Here is a 16,061-nt window from a genome sequence, read left to right as displayed (position 1 = left end):
CTTCGCGATAGGTTGGCCGTCATGATCGAACGAAAGCGCCTGATGCATATCGTCGGCAAAATCGCCGACTATATGCTCCCTGCAGCTGCCGCGGCATGGTTGCTCGCGGTCTGGCTGGGGTGGCCGGATTCCGTCCGATGGGCCGCTATGGCGATCTTCTGGGTGGCCAACCTCGTTCGAGCTGTCTTGCACCCGAGGACAGGGGCGGACCAATCTTCCCGGTGGGAACCACCGCCACGATGGAGTGGTGTCTCGGTGGTCGTCGCTACGGGATTTGCAGCAGCTTTTATTCTGGCGAAGGCGTCTGACGATGGCAGTAGCTATATTCCCACCGCGATCGTTGCCGTTGGCACGCTGGTCGTCGCGATACTGGTCTGGCGCTTTGCTACCGCCCATGCGCAGGACATCGGCGAGGCGAGGTTCGCAGGGAATCTCGAGGCCAGCGATGTGCGCGACGATGAACACGCGGCGATCGCGGCAGCGGCAGAGCGCGGCATGCGCCGCTCGTTTCTAAAGCGTGTCGCTCGCCCAGACTGAAGACTCCGCTACCTGCTGATCCGACGCTCGCGCCTTGCGTAGATGCCGTCAGAGTGCGGCCGGGGGCTTCCATCTGACACGGCTTTGGGGAAAAGCGCTGCCATGCGCTTCTTCTCCGACAATGCCGCTCCCGTCAGTCCGCAGGTGCTGGAGGCGATCGCTGCCGCCGATGTGGTCGACACCGCCTATGACGGCGACCGCTGGTCGCGGCAGCTCGACGCGCGCTTCTCCGAGCTATTCGGGACCGAAGTGCGGGCGCTGTGGGCGCCGACCGGGACCGCCGCCAACTGCCTGGCGCTCGCCGCGCTGTGCCCGCCGCACGGAGCGGTGGTCTGTCACCGGGAAGCGCACATCAACACCGACGAGGGCGGCGCGCCCGGCTTCTACACCCATGGGGCCAAGCTGCTGCTCGCCGACGGGCCGGGCGCGAAGCTCGACGTCGCGGCAGTCGAGGGGGTGCTCGCCGGCGTCCGGCCGGACGTGCACCAGGTGCAGACGCATGCGATCTCGATCACCAATGCGACCGAGTACGGGCTGGCCTATACGCCCGACGAGACCGCTGCGATCGGCGAGCTCGCCAGGGCGCGAGGGCTCGGCTTCCATGTCGACGGGGCGCGGTTCGCCAATGCGGTCGCGCATCTGGGGTGCACGCCCGCCGACCTCACCTGGAAGGCGGGGGTCGACGCGCTGAGCTTCGGCTTCGTCAAGAACGGGGGGATGAGCGCGGAGGCGCTGATCCTGTTCCGGCCGGAGCTGGCCGAAGCGACGCTCTACCGCCGCAAGCGGGCGGGGCTTCTCCTGTCCAAGGGGCGCTATCTCGCCGCGCAGCTGCTCGCGATGCTGGAGGGCGATCTGTGGCTCGCCAATGCCCGCACCGCCAATGCCGGGGCGGCGCTGCTCGGCCAGGCGGCGGGGGAGCGGCTGGTGCATCCGGTCGAGGCGAACGAGGTGTTCGTGCGGCTGACGCCCGACGAGGCGGCGACGCTGCGGGGACAAGGTTTCGACTTCTACGACTGGGGGCCGGGCGAGGCGCGGCTGGTCGTTTCGTGGAACCAGGCGGAGGCCGCGATCGCGCCGCTCGCCGAGGCGATCTCGGCGCTGTGATCCATCAGCGGCGCTTGTGATTCGATAAGGAAAAACGGTTTCGCCGCGGTAGGCCGCAGGCGTAGGAGAACGCCATGCTGATGCCGCCCGAGGCCCCGCCGCGATCCACCCGCCTTGCGGTGCTGATCCCGTTCGGGATCGTGACATTGGTCTGGGGCTCGACCTGGTTCGTGATCACCGGGCAGCTCGGCGGCGGCGTACCGACGAGCTGGTCCGTCTGCTACCGCTTCCTCACCGCCGGGATCGCCATGCTCGTGCTGGCGCTGTGGAAGCGCGAGAGCCTGGCGTTCGATGCGCGCGGCTGGGGCTTCGCCGCGCTGCTGGGGCTCAGCCAATTCTGCCTTAATTTCAATTTCGTCTATCGGGCCGAGATGCACATCACCTCGGGGCTGGTCGCGGTGGTGTTCGCGCTGCTGCTGGTGCCGAACGCCGTGTTCGGGCGGATCTTCCTGGGGCAGCGGATGGGAAGGCAGCTGCTGGCCGGATCGGGGATCGCAATCGCCGGGGTGGCGCTGCTGTTCCTGCACGAGGCGCGGCGCGATGCGGCCGGCACCGGCGAGCTGCTTGCCGGGATCGGCTTCACGCTGGCGGCGGTCATGTCGGCATCGGTGGCCAACGTGATGCAGGCGACCGAGACCGCCAAGCGTTATCCGATGTTCGCGATGCTGGCGGCGGGGATGCTGATCGGTGCGACCTGCAATGCCGCCTATGCCTTTGCGACCAGCGGGCCGCCGGCGTTCGATACGCGCTTCAGCTATTGGGGCGGCGTGCTCTACCTGGGGCTGGCGGCGTCAGCGCTGGCGTTTCCGCTCTATTTCGGGGTGATCCGGGCGATCGGGCCGGCCAAGGCGGCCTATTCGGGCGTGCTGGTGCCGGTGATCGCGATGCTGATCTCGACGCTGTTCGAGGGGTATCGGTGGTCGGTGCTGGCGGCGGCGGGCGCGGTGCTGGCGATGGTGGGGCTGGTGATCGCGCTGAGGGCGAAACGGCCCAATCGATAGGCTACACCGTCACCGCCTTGGGCCGGGGTGACGTATGTATGTTTGGCGAACGGTCGGGACTACTTCGCCCCGTACCCATCATAGAGCAGGCCGAAGAAGTCGCCCTTGTTCCACCGCGGGCGCTCGTCGGCGTCGGCGATCTCGCGGGCGATGCGGTAGTTGATGTCGACGAAGCGCACGCCCTGCGCCCAGTCGAGCGACGGGTGCCAGGGCTCGTCCTGCGGCTTGTGGTAGCGGTTGGCGAGGAAGTCCTCATAGGCCGCCTTGCCGCCGCCGGCATAGCCCGGCCACAGGAACACGCTCGGGATGCCCTGCTGCACGAAGCGGTAATGATCGGAGCGGACGAAGAAGCCCTCGTCCGGCATCGGATCGGGGCTGAGCGCGACGCCCATCGATTGGGCCGCGCGCTGCACCAGTGGGCCCAGCGTCGAATGGTCGGCGCCGAATGCGATTACGTCCTCGAACTTGTAGGTGATCAGCGGCATGTCGAGGTTGACGTCGGCGACCAGCCGGTCCTTCTCGACCGTCGGGTAGTGGGCGAAATAATCGGCGCCGACGAGCCCCTTCTCCTCCGCCGTCACCGCGAGGAACAGGATCGAGCGGCGCGGCGGCTTGCCCGAGTCCTTGAAGCGCTTCGCCTCCTCGATCAGCGCGGCGATGCCGACGGCATTGTCCTCGGCGCCGTTGTAGATGGTGTCGCCGTCGACCGCACGGCCGACACCGACATGGTCGAGATGGGCGGAGAAGACGACGACCTCGTCCCTAAGCTTCGGATCGCTGCCCGGGAGCAGGCCGGCGACGTTCCAGCTCGGCAGCGGGGTGACCGCGGTGTTGATCGCGGCCTTGAGCGTGCCAGGTAGCAGGAAGGGCTTGAAGCGCGTCTCGCTCGATTGCGCGCCCTTGGCGACCTCGGCCCAGCGATTGGCGAACAGGCGCTGGGCGAACGCCGGGCTGATCAGGCCCAGCATCGGCGCCCGGGGCGAGGGATTGAAGCCCGTGCCGTCGGGATGCGCCCACGTGATGCGCGGGCGATCGAAGAAACCCGCCGTGCGCTCGAAACCGCCGCGGCCGCTGCCGGCGTCGACGCCGATCACGCCGACCGCGCCCTTGGCCTCGGCGATCACCGCCTTGGTGGCAGGGCTGCTGAAGTGCGCGCGCAGCTCCGGCGGGAAGCTGGCGGGGGCGCCGTTCAGCAGGAGCACGATCTTGCCGCGCACGTCGATGCCGGCATAGTCGTCGCGCTTGGCCGTCGGATCGACGATACCGTAGCCGGCGAAGGCGATCGGCGCCTCGACCAAGGTATTGAGCTTTGCCGGGTTGGTGGTCGGGATATAATCCTTGCCGAACTCGAGCGTCGCCGCGGGGCCGGTCTTCGGCGTCCAGACGAAGCTGCCCTTGTCCGCCGGCTTGACGCTGATCAGCGGCACCCGCTGGAGGAAGCCGCCGCTGTCGCCGGCCGGCTTGAGGCCCGCCGCATAGAATTGCGAGGCGACATATTGCGCGGCGATGTCGAACTCCGGGCTGCCGGCGTCGCGGCCGCGCATCTCGTCCGAGGCGAGGAACATGACGTGCGCCTTCATCGCCGCCTCGGCCGGAGGCAGATCGGCGTAGAGGATGGCGTTGCGCCGCGCCGTCTCCTCGGCCGAGAGCTGTTTGGTGGCGGGGGCGGGTTCCGGAGCGGTCTGGGCGAGAGCGCCGGTGCCGGCCGCGAGCGCGGCGAGGAGGATGGGAAGCGTACGCAAAGGGGGACCCCTCGGGGAAAAGCGTCTGACCACAGTGGCCTAGCAGCACCATGGCAGGCTGCGCAATTCAGTGGTGGCGCAGGCCCCTAGGGGCAGTTGGTTTTGAGTTGCGGATCTTCCGTGACCCGGTTTCCAGTCGTCACCCCGGCCTTGTGCCGGGGTGACGGTGAGGAGGGTTGGGATGTCAGCCATCCCCTCAAATGTCGATCCGCCCTAAGCGGCAGTCGACTGCGGGGCCTGCGCAGGCGGAATCGACTCCAGGGCGTCCGCGAGCGGCGACGGGTTCTCGCCCGTCATCACGCCGGGATGGCCGAGCAGGAAGCCCTGGACCTCGTCGCAGCCCTCGTGCGCCAGCACCTCGAACTGTTCCTGCGTCTCGATCCCTTCCGCCAGCACCGGGATCGACAGGCTCTTGCCGAGCGCCAGCACCGCGCGGAGGATCGCGGTCGATTGCGGGCTGCCGGCCAGCTCTGCCGCGAAGAAGCGGTCGAGCTTGATCTTGTCGAACGGGAAGGCGCGCAGCGTCTCGAGCGAGGAATAGCCGGTGCCGAAATCGTCGAGCGCCACGCCGACGCCGAGCGCCTTGATCTGGCGCAGCACATGGAGCGCCCGCGCGCGATCGGCGACGATCGCGGTCTCGGTGAGCTCGATCTCGAGCCGGCGCGGCGGCAGGCCGGTCTCGAGCAGCACCTGGTGGAACAGCCGCGGCAGATTGGCGTGGGCGAGTTGGAGCGGCGAGACGTTCACCGCCACCTTGGATCGATGATCCCAGGCGGTCGCGTCCATGCAGGCGCGCCGCAGCACCCATTCGCCGAGCGCCAGGATGAAGCCGTTCTCCTCGGCGATCGGGATGAAGGTCGACGGCGGGATCGACCCGCGTGTCGGATGCGTCCAGCGCAGCAGCGCCTCGTAGCCGGTCACCTCGCCGCTCGCGACCGAGGCCTGGACCTGGTAGTGGACCTCGAGCTCGTTGCGGTCGATCGCGCGACGCAAGTCGTTCGCGATCTCGCGGCGGTCGCGGATGACGTCGTCGAGCTCGGAATCATAATAACAGGGCGCCGGTGCCCCTTCGCTCTTGGCGCGGTACATGGCGAGATCGGCGTTGTTGGCGAGCATCTCGGCGTCGTCCCCGTCATGGGGATAGATGGCGATGCCGATGCTGGCGCCGAGCCGCGCCTCGAAATGGCCGACGGTCAGCGGCGTCTTCAGCGTGGCGTCGAGCCTGTCCGCCAGCGCGGTGAGCTGGGCACGGTCGGCGAAGCGGGTCAGCGCGACGAACTCGTCGCCGCCGAGGCGCGCCACCATGTCGCCCGGGCCGAGTGCCTCGCGCAGCCGCGCCGCGAGCCGAATGAGCACCTCGTCCCCCGCCTTGTGGCCGTGGACGTCGTTGATCTCCTTGAACCGGTCGAGGTCGATCGCGAGCACCCCGAGCCGGCCGCCGGTGGCGCGTGCGATCTCGACCTCGCGCTGGATCTCGGCCTGGAAGGCGACGCGGTTGGGAAGACCGGTCAACGCGTCATTGAGCGCCATATGGGTGAGCTTGCGCATCGCATCCGACCGCGTCTGGCGATCGATCAGCCACGCGAACACGCTGGCGGAGATCACCATCATCCCGACCATCGCCGTCGCCCAGGCGAGCGCCCGCACCTCGCGAGCGTCGAGCGGCGTGTCGCTCAGGACGAGGGGGGTGACGCTCATCGCCGTCATCGCGACGAAGTGCAGCGTCGCGATCGCCACCACGATCAATGCGGTGGCGATCGCCAGCCGATGGCGGCCGATCCGGTCCGATCCGAGCACCGCCATCGCAGCGGCGGAGAAGGCGGAGGCGCAGACGATCGACACCGCGACATAGGTGAGGTCCCATGTCACCAGCCCATCGACGCGATAGGCGGCCATGCCGGTATAGTGCATCGCCGAGATGGCGCCCCCGAACCCCGCACCGCCGAGCGCGCCCTGGAGCGCGGTCCGCTCGCGCGTCGCCAGGTAGATCGCGGCGAACGAGCCGGCCACCGCCACCACCAGCGAGGAGATCGTCAGCACCGGATCGAGCGTGACGGGCGCGCCCGCCTCGAACGCCAGCATCGCGACGAAATGGGTGCACCAGATGGTGGCGCCGGCCGCGATCGCGGTGAGGAAGGCCCAACCGAGGCGCTGGAGGCCCGGCGCATGGCTCGACCGCTCGCACATCTGCACGATCGCGAATGCCCCCGCGCAGCAGATCGCGACCGCGAGCGCCACCAGCCACGGGTCATGTTCGGTGGCGATGCACAGTGCGACCTTGATCATCGATTTCAGCCTGGAAGCGATCGGGAGGAGCTATCAACCTACCCTGTGCGCGCTGGCTGGTTACGACCCCGTAAAGAAACCGGTATCTGCGCCGGCACGGGCGGGCGCCGCTTCGTCCGCCTGCGCGACCGCCTCGCCGACCAGGATCAGCGTCGGGCGGTCGTCGGCCAGCGCGCGGACGGCGAGCGGGAGCAGGTCGAGGCGGGTGCGCAGGCGGCGCTCGTGGGGCAGGCTGACGTCGCAGGCGACCAGCACCGGCGTGGCGGGGTCGAGGCCGGCGGCGATCAGGTTGCGGCTGATGTCGGGCGCGGCCGAGCGGCCCATGTAGAAGGCGGTGGTGGCGCCGGGGTCGGCGAGCGCCCGCCAGTCGAGATCGAGCGGCTCGCCGGCGCGGGCATGGGCGGTGACGAACTGGACGCGGCGGGCGAGGCCGCGCAGCGACAGCGAGATGCCGGCCGATGCCGCGGCGGCGCTGGCGGCGGTGACGCCGGGGCAGATGCGCGCGCGGATGCCGGATGCGGCGAGCGCCGCCATCTCCTCGGCGGCGCGGCCGAACATGGCGGGGTCGCCGCCCTTCAGGCGGACGACGCGCTCGCCGGCCAGTGCGGCGTCGACCAGCAGGCGGTTGATCGCGTCCTGGCCCTGCGAGTGACGGCCCGAGCGCTTGCCGACAGGGACGCGACGGACATGGGCGGGGATGAGATCCAATACGCCGGGGCCGACCAGCGCGTCGTGGAACACCACGCTGGCGGTGCGGAGCAGGCGCTCGGCCTTGCGCGTCAGCAGCTCGGGGTCGCCGGGACCGGCGCCGACCAGCCAGACCTCGCCGGGCATGAAGTCCTCGTCAGCCATGGGCGGTGGTCCTTTCCTCCTCGATCAGACGGCGGATGGCGGGGCGGCACGAGCCGCAGTTGGTGCCCGCCGACAGCGCCGCGCCGACCGCCTCGACGCTGGTCAGGCGCTGGCCGACGATCGCGTCGACGATGGTCTTGAGCCCGACGTCGAAGCACAGGCACACGATCGGCCCGCGATCCGGGGCCGCGCCCGGCGGTGCGCCGGCGAGCAAGGCGGGGCCGGCAGCCGCCTCGCCGATCTGGGCGATCAGCCAGTCGCGGGAAGGGAGCAAGCCGGTACGCGTCACGAACAGCGCGGCGGCGAGCCTGCCCCCCTGCAGGACGGCGATCCGGCGGGTGCCGCGCGAGTTGTCGAGCGCCTCGATCCGCTCGCCCTTCGGCAGCACGGCGTCGAGCCGGTCGGGCTCGCCGCTGCCGGCCAGCTCATAGAGCAGGCCGCCGGGGACACGGACGCGCGTTGCCCAGAGGCAGTCGGGCGGACGGATGTCGCCGTCGGCAAGCAGGAAGCCGCGCCAGTCGACCGCTACCGGCGCGATCGAGGCGGGGGTCGACTTGAAGCCGGGCTGGCCCGAATGCGGATCGGTGAGCGGGCGCGGCAGCAGGCCGGTGCGGCCGCCGGTCGACTGGCGGTCGGTCCAGTGGATCGGGGTGAACAGCTCGCCGCGACGCTGGCCGGTGCTGAGCGTCACGCGGAACAGGCTTTCCCCTTGCGGAGTGGCGACGCGCGCGAGGCCGCCGTCGGTCAGGCCGAGCGCGGCGGCATCGTCGGGGTGGACCTCGACCAGCGGCTCCTCGCGGTGGCGGGCGAGCTTGGGACTCAAACCGGTGCGCGTCATCGTGTGCCAGTGATCGCGGTAGCGGCCGGTGTTGAGCGTCAGCGGCCAGCGCGCGAGCGGGGCCGGCAGCGAGGTCTGGCGGACGGGGATCAGGCGGGCGCGGCCGTCGGGCGTGGGGAAGCGGCCGTCGGCGAAGGGCGTGCCGCCCCAGGTGAAGGGCGCCATCTCGTCATAGGCCTGGTTGCCGATCGGGGCGTGGCCCTTGAGGTTGAACAGGCGGTGGCCGTCGTTGCCGTAGGCCGAGAGGCGGGCGTGCTCGCGGAAGATCTCGGCCGGGCGGTCGTAGGCGAAGGCGGTGCCCCAGCCCATGCGGCGGGCGACCTCCTTGACGATCCACCAGTCGGGTTTCGCCTCGCCGGGCGGCGGGAACAGCGGGCGCTGGCGGCTGACGCGGCGCTCCGAGTTGGTGACGGTGCCGTCCTTCTCGCCCCAGGCGGCGGCGGGGAGGCGGACATGGGCGTGGGCGCTGGTGTCGGTGTCGGCGATCACGTCCGACACCACGACGAATGGGCACGCCGCCAGCGCCTCGCGCACGCGACCGGCGTCGGGGAGCGATACCGCCGGGTTGGTCGCCATGATCCACAGCGCCTTGATCCGGCCTTCCCCCACCGCGCGGAACAGGTCGACGGCCTTGAGGCCGGGCTTGGTCGCCATGCTCGGCGCGGCCCAGAAGCGGGCGACGCGGGCGACGTTCTCGGGCGCGAAATCCATGTGCGCGGCGAGCGTCGAGGCGAGGCCGCCGACCTCGCGGCCGCCCATCGCGTTGGGCTGGCCGGTGATCGAGAAGGGCGCGGCGCCCGGCTTGCCGATGCGGCCGGTGGCGAGGTGGAGGTTGAGGATCGCATTGACCTGATCGGTGCCGGTCAGCGACTGGTTGACGCCCTGGCTGAACATCGTGACCGTCCGGGGATGCGCCGCGAACAGGTCGTAGAAGCGCCTGAGGTCGGCCGGCGGCACGTCGCAGGTGCGCGCGACCGACCACAGGTCGCTCCCCTCTCCTATCGTTTCCCAGAAACCGTCGGGCACCGTCACGCTCGCGGCGAGGAAGGCTTCGTCGATGAGGCCCTCCGCGCGGCAATGGGCGAGCAGGCCGTTCATCAGCGCGACGTCGCTGCCCGGGCGGATGGCGAGGTGGAGGTCGGCGTCCTCGCACGTCTCGGTGCGGCGGGGGTCGATCACCACCAGCCTGGTGCCGCGGGCGGCGCGGGCGGCCTGGATGCGCTGGTAGACGATCGGGTGGCACCAGGCGGTGTTGGAGCCGACCAGCACGATCAGGTCGGCCGCGTCGAGGTCGGCATAGCTCGCCGGCACGATATCCTCGCCGAACGCGCGGTTATGGCCGGCGACCGCGCTCGACATGCACAGGCGCGAGTTGGTGTCGATGTTGGCGGTGCCGATGAAGCCCTTCATCAGCTTGTTGGCGACGTAATAGTCCTCGGTCAGCAGCTGGCCCGAGACGTAGAAGGCGACGCTGTTCGGGCCGTGCTCGGCGATCGCGGCGCGGAAGCGGCGGGCGACGAGATCGAGTGCCTTGTCCCAGCTCGCGCGGCGCTTGCCGATCATCGGGTGGAGCAGGCGGCCCTCGAGGCCGACCGTCTCGCCGAGATGGGTGCCCTTGGAGCAGAGGCGGCCGTGGTTGGCGGGGTGATCGGGGTCGCCCTTGATCGCGACCGAACGCTCGCCGGTCGGGGTGGCGAGGATGCCGCAGCCGACGCCGCAATAGGCGCAGGTGGTGCGGACGGTCATAGATCCTCCCCGGCACGGGGAGGGGGACCGAGCCGCGCAGCGGCTTGGTGGAGGGGGGCCTCGGCAAGCGAATCCGTGGCGGAGGGCCCCCTCCACCATTCGCTGGCGCGAATGGTCCCCCTCCCCGTGCCGGGGAGGATCTGGGGGGCTTCCTTCACGCCGCCGCCTTCAGCGCGCCGGTGCGGCAGATGAGGACGCGGCCGGCGTCGATCTTGACGGGGATCGTCGGGGTGCAGCCTTTGTCCGATCCCTGCGCCTCGCCGGTCGCCAGGGCGATGGTCCAGTTGTGCAGCGGACAGGCGACGCTGTGGCCGTGGATGATCCCCTGGCTGAGCGGGCCGCGCTTGTGCGGGCAGCGGTTGACCAGCGCGAACACCTTGTCGTCGCCGGTGCGGAACACCGCGATCTCCTCGCCGCCGTCGACCGGCACGGTGCGCGCGCCGCGCAGCGGGATCTCGTGCAGCCAGCCGATGTCGAGCCATTCGCCGATCATGCCAGTTCCTCCTCGCGGATGGGTTTGAACGCCGCCATGTGCGCGTGTTGCTCGCGGGCCTGGCCGGCGGCGCGCTCGGCCCAGGGATCGTCCTGGCTGAAGCGCTGGGAATGGAGGAAGCGCTCGGTGAGCGCCCGGCGGCCCTCGTCGTCCTCGACGATGCGCGACTTGATATAGTCGAGGCCGATGCGCTCGATCCACGGCGCGGTGCGTTCGAGGTAACGCGCCTCCTCCCGGTAGAGCTGGATGAAGGCGGCGCAGTAATCGAGCGCCTCCTGCTCGGTCGCGACCTTGCACAGCAGATCGGTGGCGCGGACCTTGATCCCGCCGTTGCCGCCGACGTGGAGCTCGTAGCCCGAATCGACGCAGACCACGCCGAAGTCCTTGATCGTCGCCTCGGCGCAGTTCCTGGGGCAGCCGGACACCGCGATCTTGAACTTGTGGGGCATCCATGAGCCCCAGCTCATCCGCTCGATCTTCACCCCCAGCCCGGTCGAATCCTGCGTGCCGAAGCGGCACCATTCGGAGCCGACGCAGGTCTTCACGGTGCGCAGCGACTTGCCGTAGGCGTGGCCGGAGACCATGCCGGCGGCATTGAGATCGGCCCAGACCGCGGGCAGGTCCTCCTTCCTGATTCCGAAGATGTCGAGGCGCTGGCCGCCCGTCACCTTGACCATCGGCGCGTTGTATTTCTCGACGACGTCGGCGATCGCGCGCAGCTCGCGAGGGTTGGTGAGGCCGCCCCACATGCGCGGGACCACCGAATAGGTGCCGTCCTTCTGGATGTTGGCGTGCATCCGCTCGTTGACGAAGCGGCTCTGCTGGTCGTCCTGATACTCGCCGGGCCAGGCGCAGAGCAGATAGTAGTTGAGCGCCGGGCGGCAGGAGGAGCAGCCGTCGGGGGTCGACCAATGGAGCTTCTGCATCACCTCGGGGATCGACTTCATCGCCTGCGCGACGATCTCCCGCCGGACGTCGTCGTGGCCGAAGCTGGTGCATTTGCAGAGCGTCTTGGGCCCCGCCTCGACCGCATCGCCGAGGGTGATCGCGAGCAGATTCTCGACGAGGCCGGTGCAGGAGCCGCAGCTTGCCGATGCCTTGCACCCGGCGCGAACGGCGTCGAGGCTGCACGCTCCGCCCTCGATGCAGGCGACCACCTGGCCCTTGCTGACGCCGTTGCAGCCGCAGATCTCGGCATCGTCCGAGAGCGCCGCAACGGCCGCCTTAGGGTCCGCCTGCCCACCTCCCGAGGCATAGGCCTGGCCGAAGATGAGGAAGTCGCGCAGGTCCGAGATGTCCTCGCGCTTCTTCAAGAGGTCGAAATACCAGCTGCCGTCGGCAGTGTCGCCGTAGAGGACGGCGCCGACGATGCGGTCGTCCTTGACCACGACGCGCTTGTAGACGCCGCGGCTGGCGTCGCGGAGCACGATGTCCTCGGCGCCGTCGCCGCCCGCGAAGTCGCCGGCGGAAAAGACGTCGATGCCGGAGACCTTGAGCTTGGTCGAGGTGACCGAGCCCCTGTAGCCGGTCGGCTTGCCCGTCAGCCCGTCGGCAAGGGCGCGGCACATCTCCCAGAGGGGAGCGACCAAGCCGTAGACCTGCCCGTCGTGCTCGACGCATTCGCCGACCGCGAGGATCGCCGGGTCGGAGGTGACCATATGGTCGTCGACCTTGATGCCGCGGCCGACCTCCAGCCCGCAATCGCGGGCGAGCGCGACGTTGGGGCGGATGCCGACCGCCATCACCACCAGGCTCGCCGGGATGGTGCGGCCGTCCTTCAACCGCACGCCCTCGACCGCGTCGGTGCCGACGATCTCGGCGGTGTCGGCGCCGGTGAGGATGGTCTGACCGCGCGCCTCCAGCGCCGACTTGAGCAGCCAGCCGGCGGCTTCGTCGAGCTGGCGTTCCATCAGCGTCGACATGAGGTGGAGCACGGTGACCTTCATGCCCCTGAGGCTGAGGCCGTGCGCCGCTTCGAGGCCGAGCAGGCCACCGCCGATCACCACCGCGTCGCCGCCCTTGTCCGCCGCGGCGAGCATCGCGTCGACGTCGTTCATGTCGCGGAAGCTGATCACGCCGGGCAGGTCCTTGCCCGGCACCGGGATGATGAAGGGATCGGAGCCAGTCGCGATCAGCAGCCTGTCGTAGGCGACGGTACGGCCGGCGCGGGAGGTGACGGTCCTGCCCACGCGATCGATTGCCGCGACGGGATCGCCGGCGATCAGCTCGATGCCGTTGTCGCGGTACCAATCATGGCCGTTGATGACGATGTCGTCGAAGCTCTTCTCGCCCGCGAGCACGGGGGAGAGCATGATGCGGTTGTAGTTGACGCGAGGCTCGGCGCCGAAGATCGTCACCTGGTAGCGGCCCGCGTCGCGCGCCAGCAGCTCCTCGATCGCACGGCAGCCGGCCATGCCGTTGCCGACCACCACCAGCCGCTCGCGTCGCGCCGGCACGCCGGCGGATTCGTCCGCTGCCTCCGCCGTCCAGCCGTCGCCCGTAAAGTCCATGTGCCAAGCTCCAGAACGCGAAAAGGCCGCCATGCGAGCCGCCGGAAATTCCGGCGCTCGCATGGCGACCTTGCCAATTCACCCTGGCCGGCGTCGAAGCCGGCCGATGCGCCGCCGGATCCCGTCGATGGGAGCGGCAGCTATGTCCCGTTCGGGCCACCTTGCCCGAGTCCGTGCATGATGCTGATTCGGAGGCGTAGGTTCAAGAGGAAATTTTGCGACGCAGCATTCGGACAAGCTCCTCCCCGGTGGGGAGGAGGACCAAGACGCGAAGCGGCTTGGTGGAGGGGGCCCCGCCACAAGCGATATCTTCGGCGGAGGGCCCCCTCCACCACCGGCCTCCGGCCGGCGGTCCCCCTCCCCGTGCCGGGGAGGAGCTTTTTACAGCGCCCAGTCCACTTGCAGCCACAGCTTGCTGGTGTCGGCGGCGAAGCGTTTGGCCTGATAGTCGGCGTAGCGCACCGACAGCGTCGTCTTGCCGAGCTTGCCGCTCGCGAGCAGGTCGATCTCGTCGCCGTAATGACGGACGAGCCGATCGCTGCCGAAATGATGATAGACGGCCTGGAGCGATACCGCGGTGAACGGGCCCAGCCCCTTCCAGCTATGGCCGAGGTTGCCATAAAGATCGCGCACACCGTCCGGGGGGGTAGTCACCAGCTTGTCGGCCCAGCCCTGGAACTTGAACACCGAGCCGAGCGGCGCCTGGAACGAGGTGAGCGCGACGCCCTTGTCGGCACCCAGCACCTCGTAGCCGCCGCCGAGCTTCCACCCGCCGATGCCGAGGGTCGCGTCGATCAGGTAATAGTCGGCGCGATAGTCGTTCGGGTTGTGGTGATAGTCGGCCTGGGTGGCATAGCTCGCCTGCCAGAACAGCTTCACGTCCTTCGCCAGCGGTCGCGAGCCGGCGAGGCGGGCGCCATAGGTCTGGCTCGACAGGCGGAAACCCTGCACCGCGGCCTCGTCCTGGTCGACGAGATAGGCGAAGCCGGTCAGCGTTCCGAGCGGCGTCGCATAGCCGAGGTTGGCGAAGACATTGTCGCCCGACACCGCCTGCTGGCGCGCGTCATGGCCGTCGACGCCCCAGATGGTGCGCACGCTCCAGGCATAGCTGACATCGGCCTTGAGACCCTTGAGCGGCGTCCATTCGGCACGCACCGCGTCGAAGGTCTGGCCGTTCTGGCGGAAGTCCGCGGCGCCGACGAAACGCTCGTCGTCGAGGGTGATGCGCTGCCGGCCGGCGGTGAGGGTGAGCGCGGGCGAGCGATATTGGAGCTGCGCGCGGTAGAGCGCGATATCCTGCGGATCGTTGATCAGCGGCCGCGTCGCGGCGCCGTGCAGCCCGTCATAATGGTCGCCGGCGATCGAGAGCGTGCCCTGCGCCTCGACCAGCGCGCTCCAGCCGCCGCTGGTGGCGGAGACGCCGGTGCGGACGCGGGCGGTCAGCGCGCCGCTGTCGTCGGCGAGGTCGTCCTGATCGACCTGTTCGTAGCGCAGCCGCGCCTCGGCCAGCGGTTTCAGGGTGATTTCCTGCGCATAAGCCGGCCCTGCGGCGGCCAGCGCGGCCGCCGTTACGACGATCTTCCGCATCGATACCCCCTTTAGATGCGAGCGGCGGAGCCGAGGCTCCAGGTCGCACGCCACGTGCCCTTGACCCAGGTCAACCCTGCGAGCGCGAGCAACGCGAGGCCGGCGAAGATCAGGAAACCGGGCTGGTAGCTGCCGGCGAACTGCTTGGCGAACCCCAGCGACGAAGCGAGATAGAAGCCGCCGATCCCCCCCGCCATGCCGACGAGGCCGGTCATCACCCCGATCTCCTCGCGAAAACGCTGCGGCACGAGCTGGAACACCGCGCCGTTGCCTGCGCCTAGCGCGAGCATCGCCACCACGAAGGTCGTCAGTGCGCTGGCGACGCCAGGGGCGGCGCTGACGCCGGCGAGGGCGAGCGCCGCGACGGCGAATACCACGGTCAGCGTCTTCACTCCGCCGATCGCATCCGCCAGCGCGCCGCCGATCGGTCGGATCAGCGAGCCAGCGAACACGCAGGCGGCGGTGGCATAGCCGGCCATCACGGTGGTGAGGCCGAACCGGTCGGTGAAGTAGATCGGCAGCGACGCGGCGAGCCCGACGAAGCCGCCGAAGGTGACCGAATAGAAGCCCATCAGCCACCAGGCGTCGGCGGTCTTCAGCGGCTGGAGATAGGCGGCGATCGGCTTGGCGGGCGGCGCGTTGGGGGCGTCCTTGGCCAGGATCATATAGGCGGCGAACACCAGCGCGAGCGGGATGCAGGCGAGCCCCAGCACCGCGTTCCAGCCGAACAGCTTGGCGAGGGTGGGCGCGAACAGCGCGGCGAGCACGGTGCCCGAATTGCCCATGCCGGCGAGGCCCATCGCCTTGCCTTGGTGCTCGGGCGGGTACCAGCGGCTGGCGAGCGGCAGCGCGATCGCGAAGCTCGCTCCGGCGAAGCCCAGGATCACGCCGAGCGCCAGCGTGCCGGCGAAGCTGTTCACGCCGAGCAGCCAGGCGGCGAACAGGCCGGCGATGACGATGAGCTGGCTGATCGCGCCGGAGCGCTTGGGGCCGATTCGGTCGACGAGCAGGCCGTTGACCAGCCGCAGCACCGCGCCGGCGAGCGTCGGCGTCGCCACCATCAGCCCCTTCTCGGCGGGGGTCAGGTGGAGGGTCTTGGCGATCTCGGGCGCGAGCGGGCCGAGCAGCACCCACACCATGAAGGCGAGATCGAAATAGAGGAAGGCGGCGATCAGCGTGGGCTTGTGCCCCGCTTTCCAGAAATCGCTTTTTTCGCCGGACTTGGCGCTGTCCCAGAATGTCGTGGCCATGGAACCCTCGCTTCTTGCGCGTGGACATGAAAAAAGCCGCTTCCTGCCGGCTGCGCATCGGCAGCGGCGGGACAGCGGCTTTGCTGATTCGTGTTGGCGGAGGTGCGCCCGACGC

Annotated in this window: 11 protein-coding genes; 3 read left to right on the top strand and 8 right to left on the bottom strand. The window is 69.6% G+C overall.

Going from position 1 to position 16,061, the window contains the following annotated elements; translation table 11 throughout:
• Positions 1-21: 21 nt before the first annotated feature.
• The 3 genes from LZK98_RS03940 to LZK98_RS03930 all read left to right on the top strand — a co-directional run bounded on the left by LZK98_RS03940 (position 22) and on the right by LZK98_RS03930 (position 2,642).
• Complete coding sequence (locus tag LZK98_RS03940; RefSeq protein WP_233785108.1) at positions 22-537, top strand: hypothetical protein; 516 nt, start codon at positions 22-24, stop codon at positions 535-537.
• 102 nt (positions 538-639) lie between these two features.
• Complete coding sequence (locus LZK98_RS03935; RefSeq protein WP_233785105.1) at positions 640-1,641, top strand: threonine aldolase family protein; 1,002 nt, start codon at positions 640-642, stop codon at positions 1,639-1,641.
• Between the two features lie 80 nt (positions 1,642-1,721).
• On the top strand, positions 1,722-2,642 hold the full coding sequence (locus LZK98_RS03930; RefSeq protein ID WP_406694165.1) for a DMT family transporter: 921 nt from the start codon (positions 1,722-1,724) through the stop codon (positions 2,640-2,642).
• Between the two features lie 59 nt (positions 2,643-2,701).
• On the opposite strand, the gene LZK98_RS03925 is transcribed toward LZK98_RS03930, so the two are convergent.
• From LZK98_RS03925 to LZK98_RS03890, 8 genes are all read right to left on the bottom strand, one after another.
• Positions 2,702-4,384: a M28 family metallopeptidase gene (locus LZK98_RS03925; protein WP_233785102.1), complete on the bottom strand. Its 1,683-nt coding sequence runs from the start codon at positions 4,382-4,384 to the stop codon at positions 2,702-2,704.
• 213 nt (positions 4,385-4,597) lie between these two features.
• On the bottom strand, positions 4,598-6,670 hold the full coding sequence (locus LZK98_RS03920; RefSeq protein WP_233785101.1) for a putative bifunctional diguanylate cyclase/phosphodiesterase: 2,073 nt from the start codon (positions 6,668-6,670) through the stop codon (positions 4,598-4,600).
• 60 nt (positions 6,671-6,730) lie between these two features.
• On the bottom strand, positions 6,731-7,522 hold the full coding sequence (cobA, locus tag LZK98_RS03915; RefSeq protein WP_233785099.1) for a uroporphyrinogen-III C-methyltransferase: 792 nt from the start codon (positions 7,520-7,522) through the stop codon (positions 6,731-6,733).
• Positions 7,515-10,106 (bottom strand): nitrate reductase, encoded by a 2,592-nt coding sequence (locus tag LZK98_RS03910; RefSeq protein ID WP_233785098.1) that lies wholly within the window; start codon positions 10,104-10,106, stop codon positions 7,515-7,517. The genes cobA and LZK98_RS03910 overlap by 8 nt, the downstream gene beginning before the upstream one ends.
• Positions 10,107-10,260: 154 nt before the next feature.
• Positions 10,261-10,599 carry a nitrite reductase small subunit NirD gene (gene nirD / locus LZK98_RS03905; RefSeq protein WP_233785097.1) on the bottom strand — a complete coding sequence of 113 codons (339 nt, stop codon included), beginning with the start codon at positions 10,597-10,599 and terminating at the stop codon, positions 10,261-10,263.
• Entirely contained in the window at positions 10,596-13,109 is a 2,514-nt protein-coding gene (gene nirB / locus LZK98_RS03900; protein ID WP_233785096.1) for a nitrite reductase large subunit NirB, read from the bottom strand. The genes nirD and nirB overlap by 4 nt, the downstream gene beginning before the upstream one ends.
• A gap of 381 nt (positions 13,110-13,490) precedes the next feature.
• The gene (locus tag LZK98_RS03895; protein WP_233785095.1) at positions 13,491-14,696 is read right to left on the bottom strand and encodes an alginate export family protein; all 1,206 of its coding nucleotides are present in this window, start codon (positions 14,694-14,696) and stop codon (positions 13,491-13,493) included.
• A gap of 11 nt (positions 14,697-14,707) precedes the next feature.
• Complete coding sequence (locus tag LZK98_RS03890) at positions 14,708-15,946, bottom strand: nitrate/nitrite transporter (protein ID WP_233785094.1); 1,239 nt, start codon at positions 15,944-15,946, stop codon at positions 14,708-14,710.
• Between the last annotated feature and the right edge of the window lie 115 nt (positions 15,947-16,061).

The organism is Sphingomonas cannabina (assembly GCF_021391395.1).
Taxonomy (GTDB): Bacteria; Pseudomonadota; Alphaproteobacteria; order Sphingomonadales; family Sphingomonadaceae; genus Sphingomonas; species Sphingomonas cannabina.
Note: the sequence above shows the minus strand (reverse complement) of the source record. Positions and strands in the feature narration are given on the sequence as shown.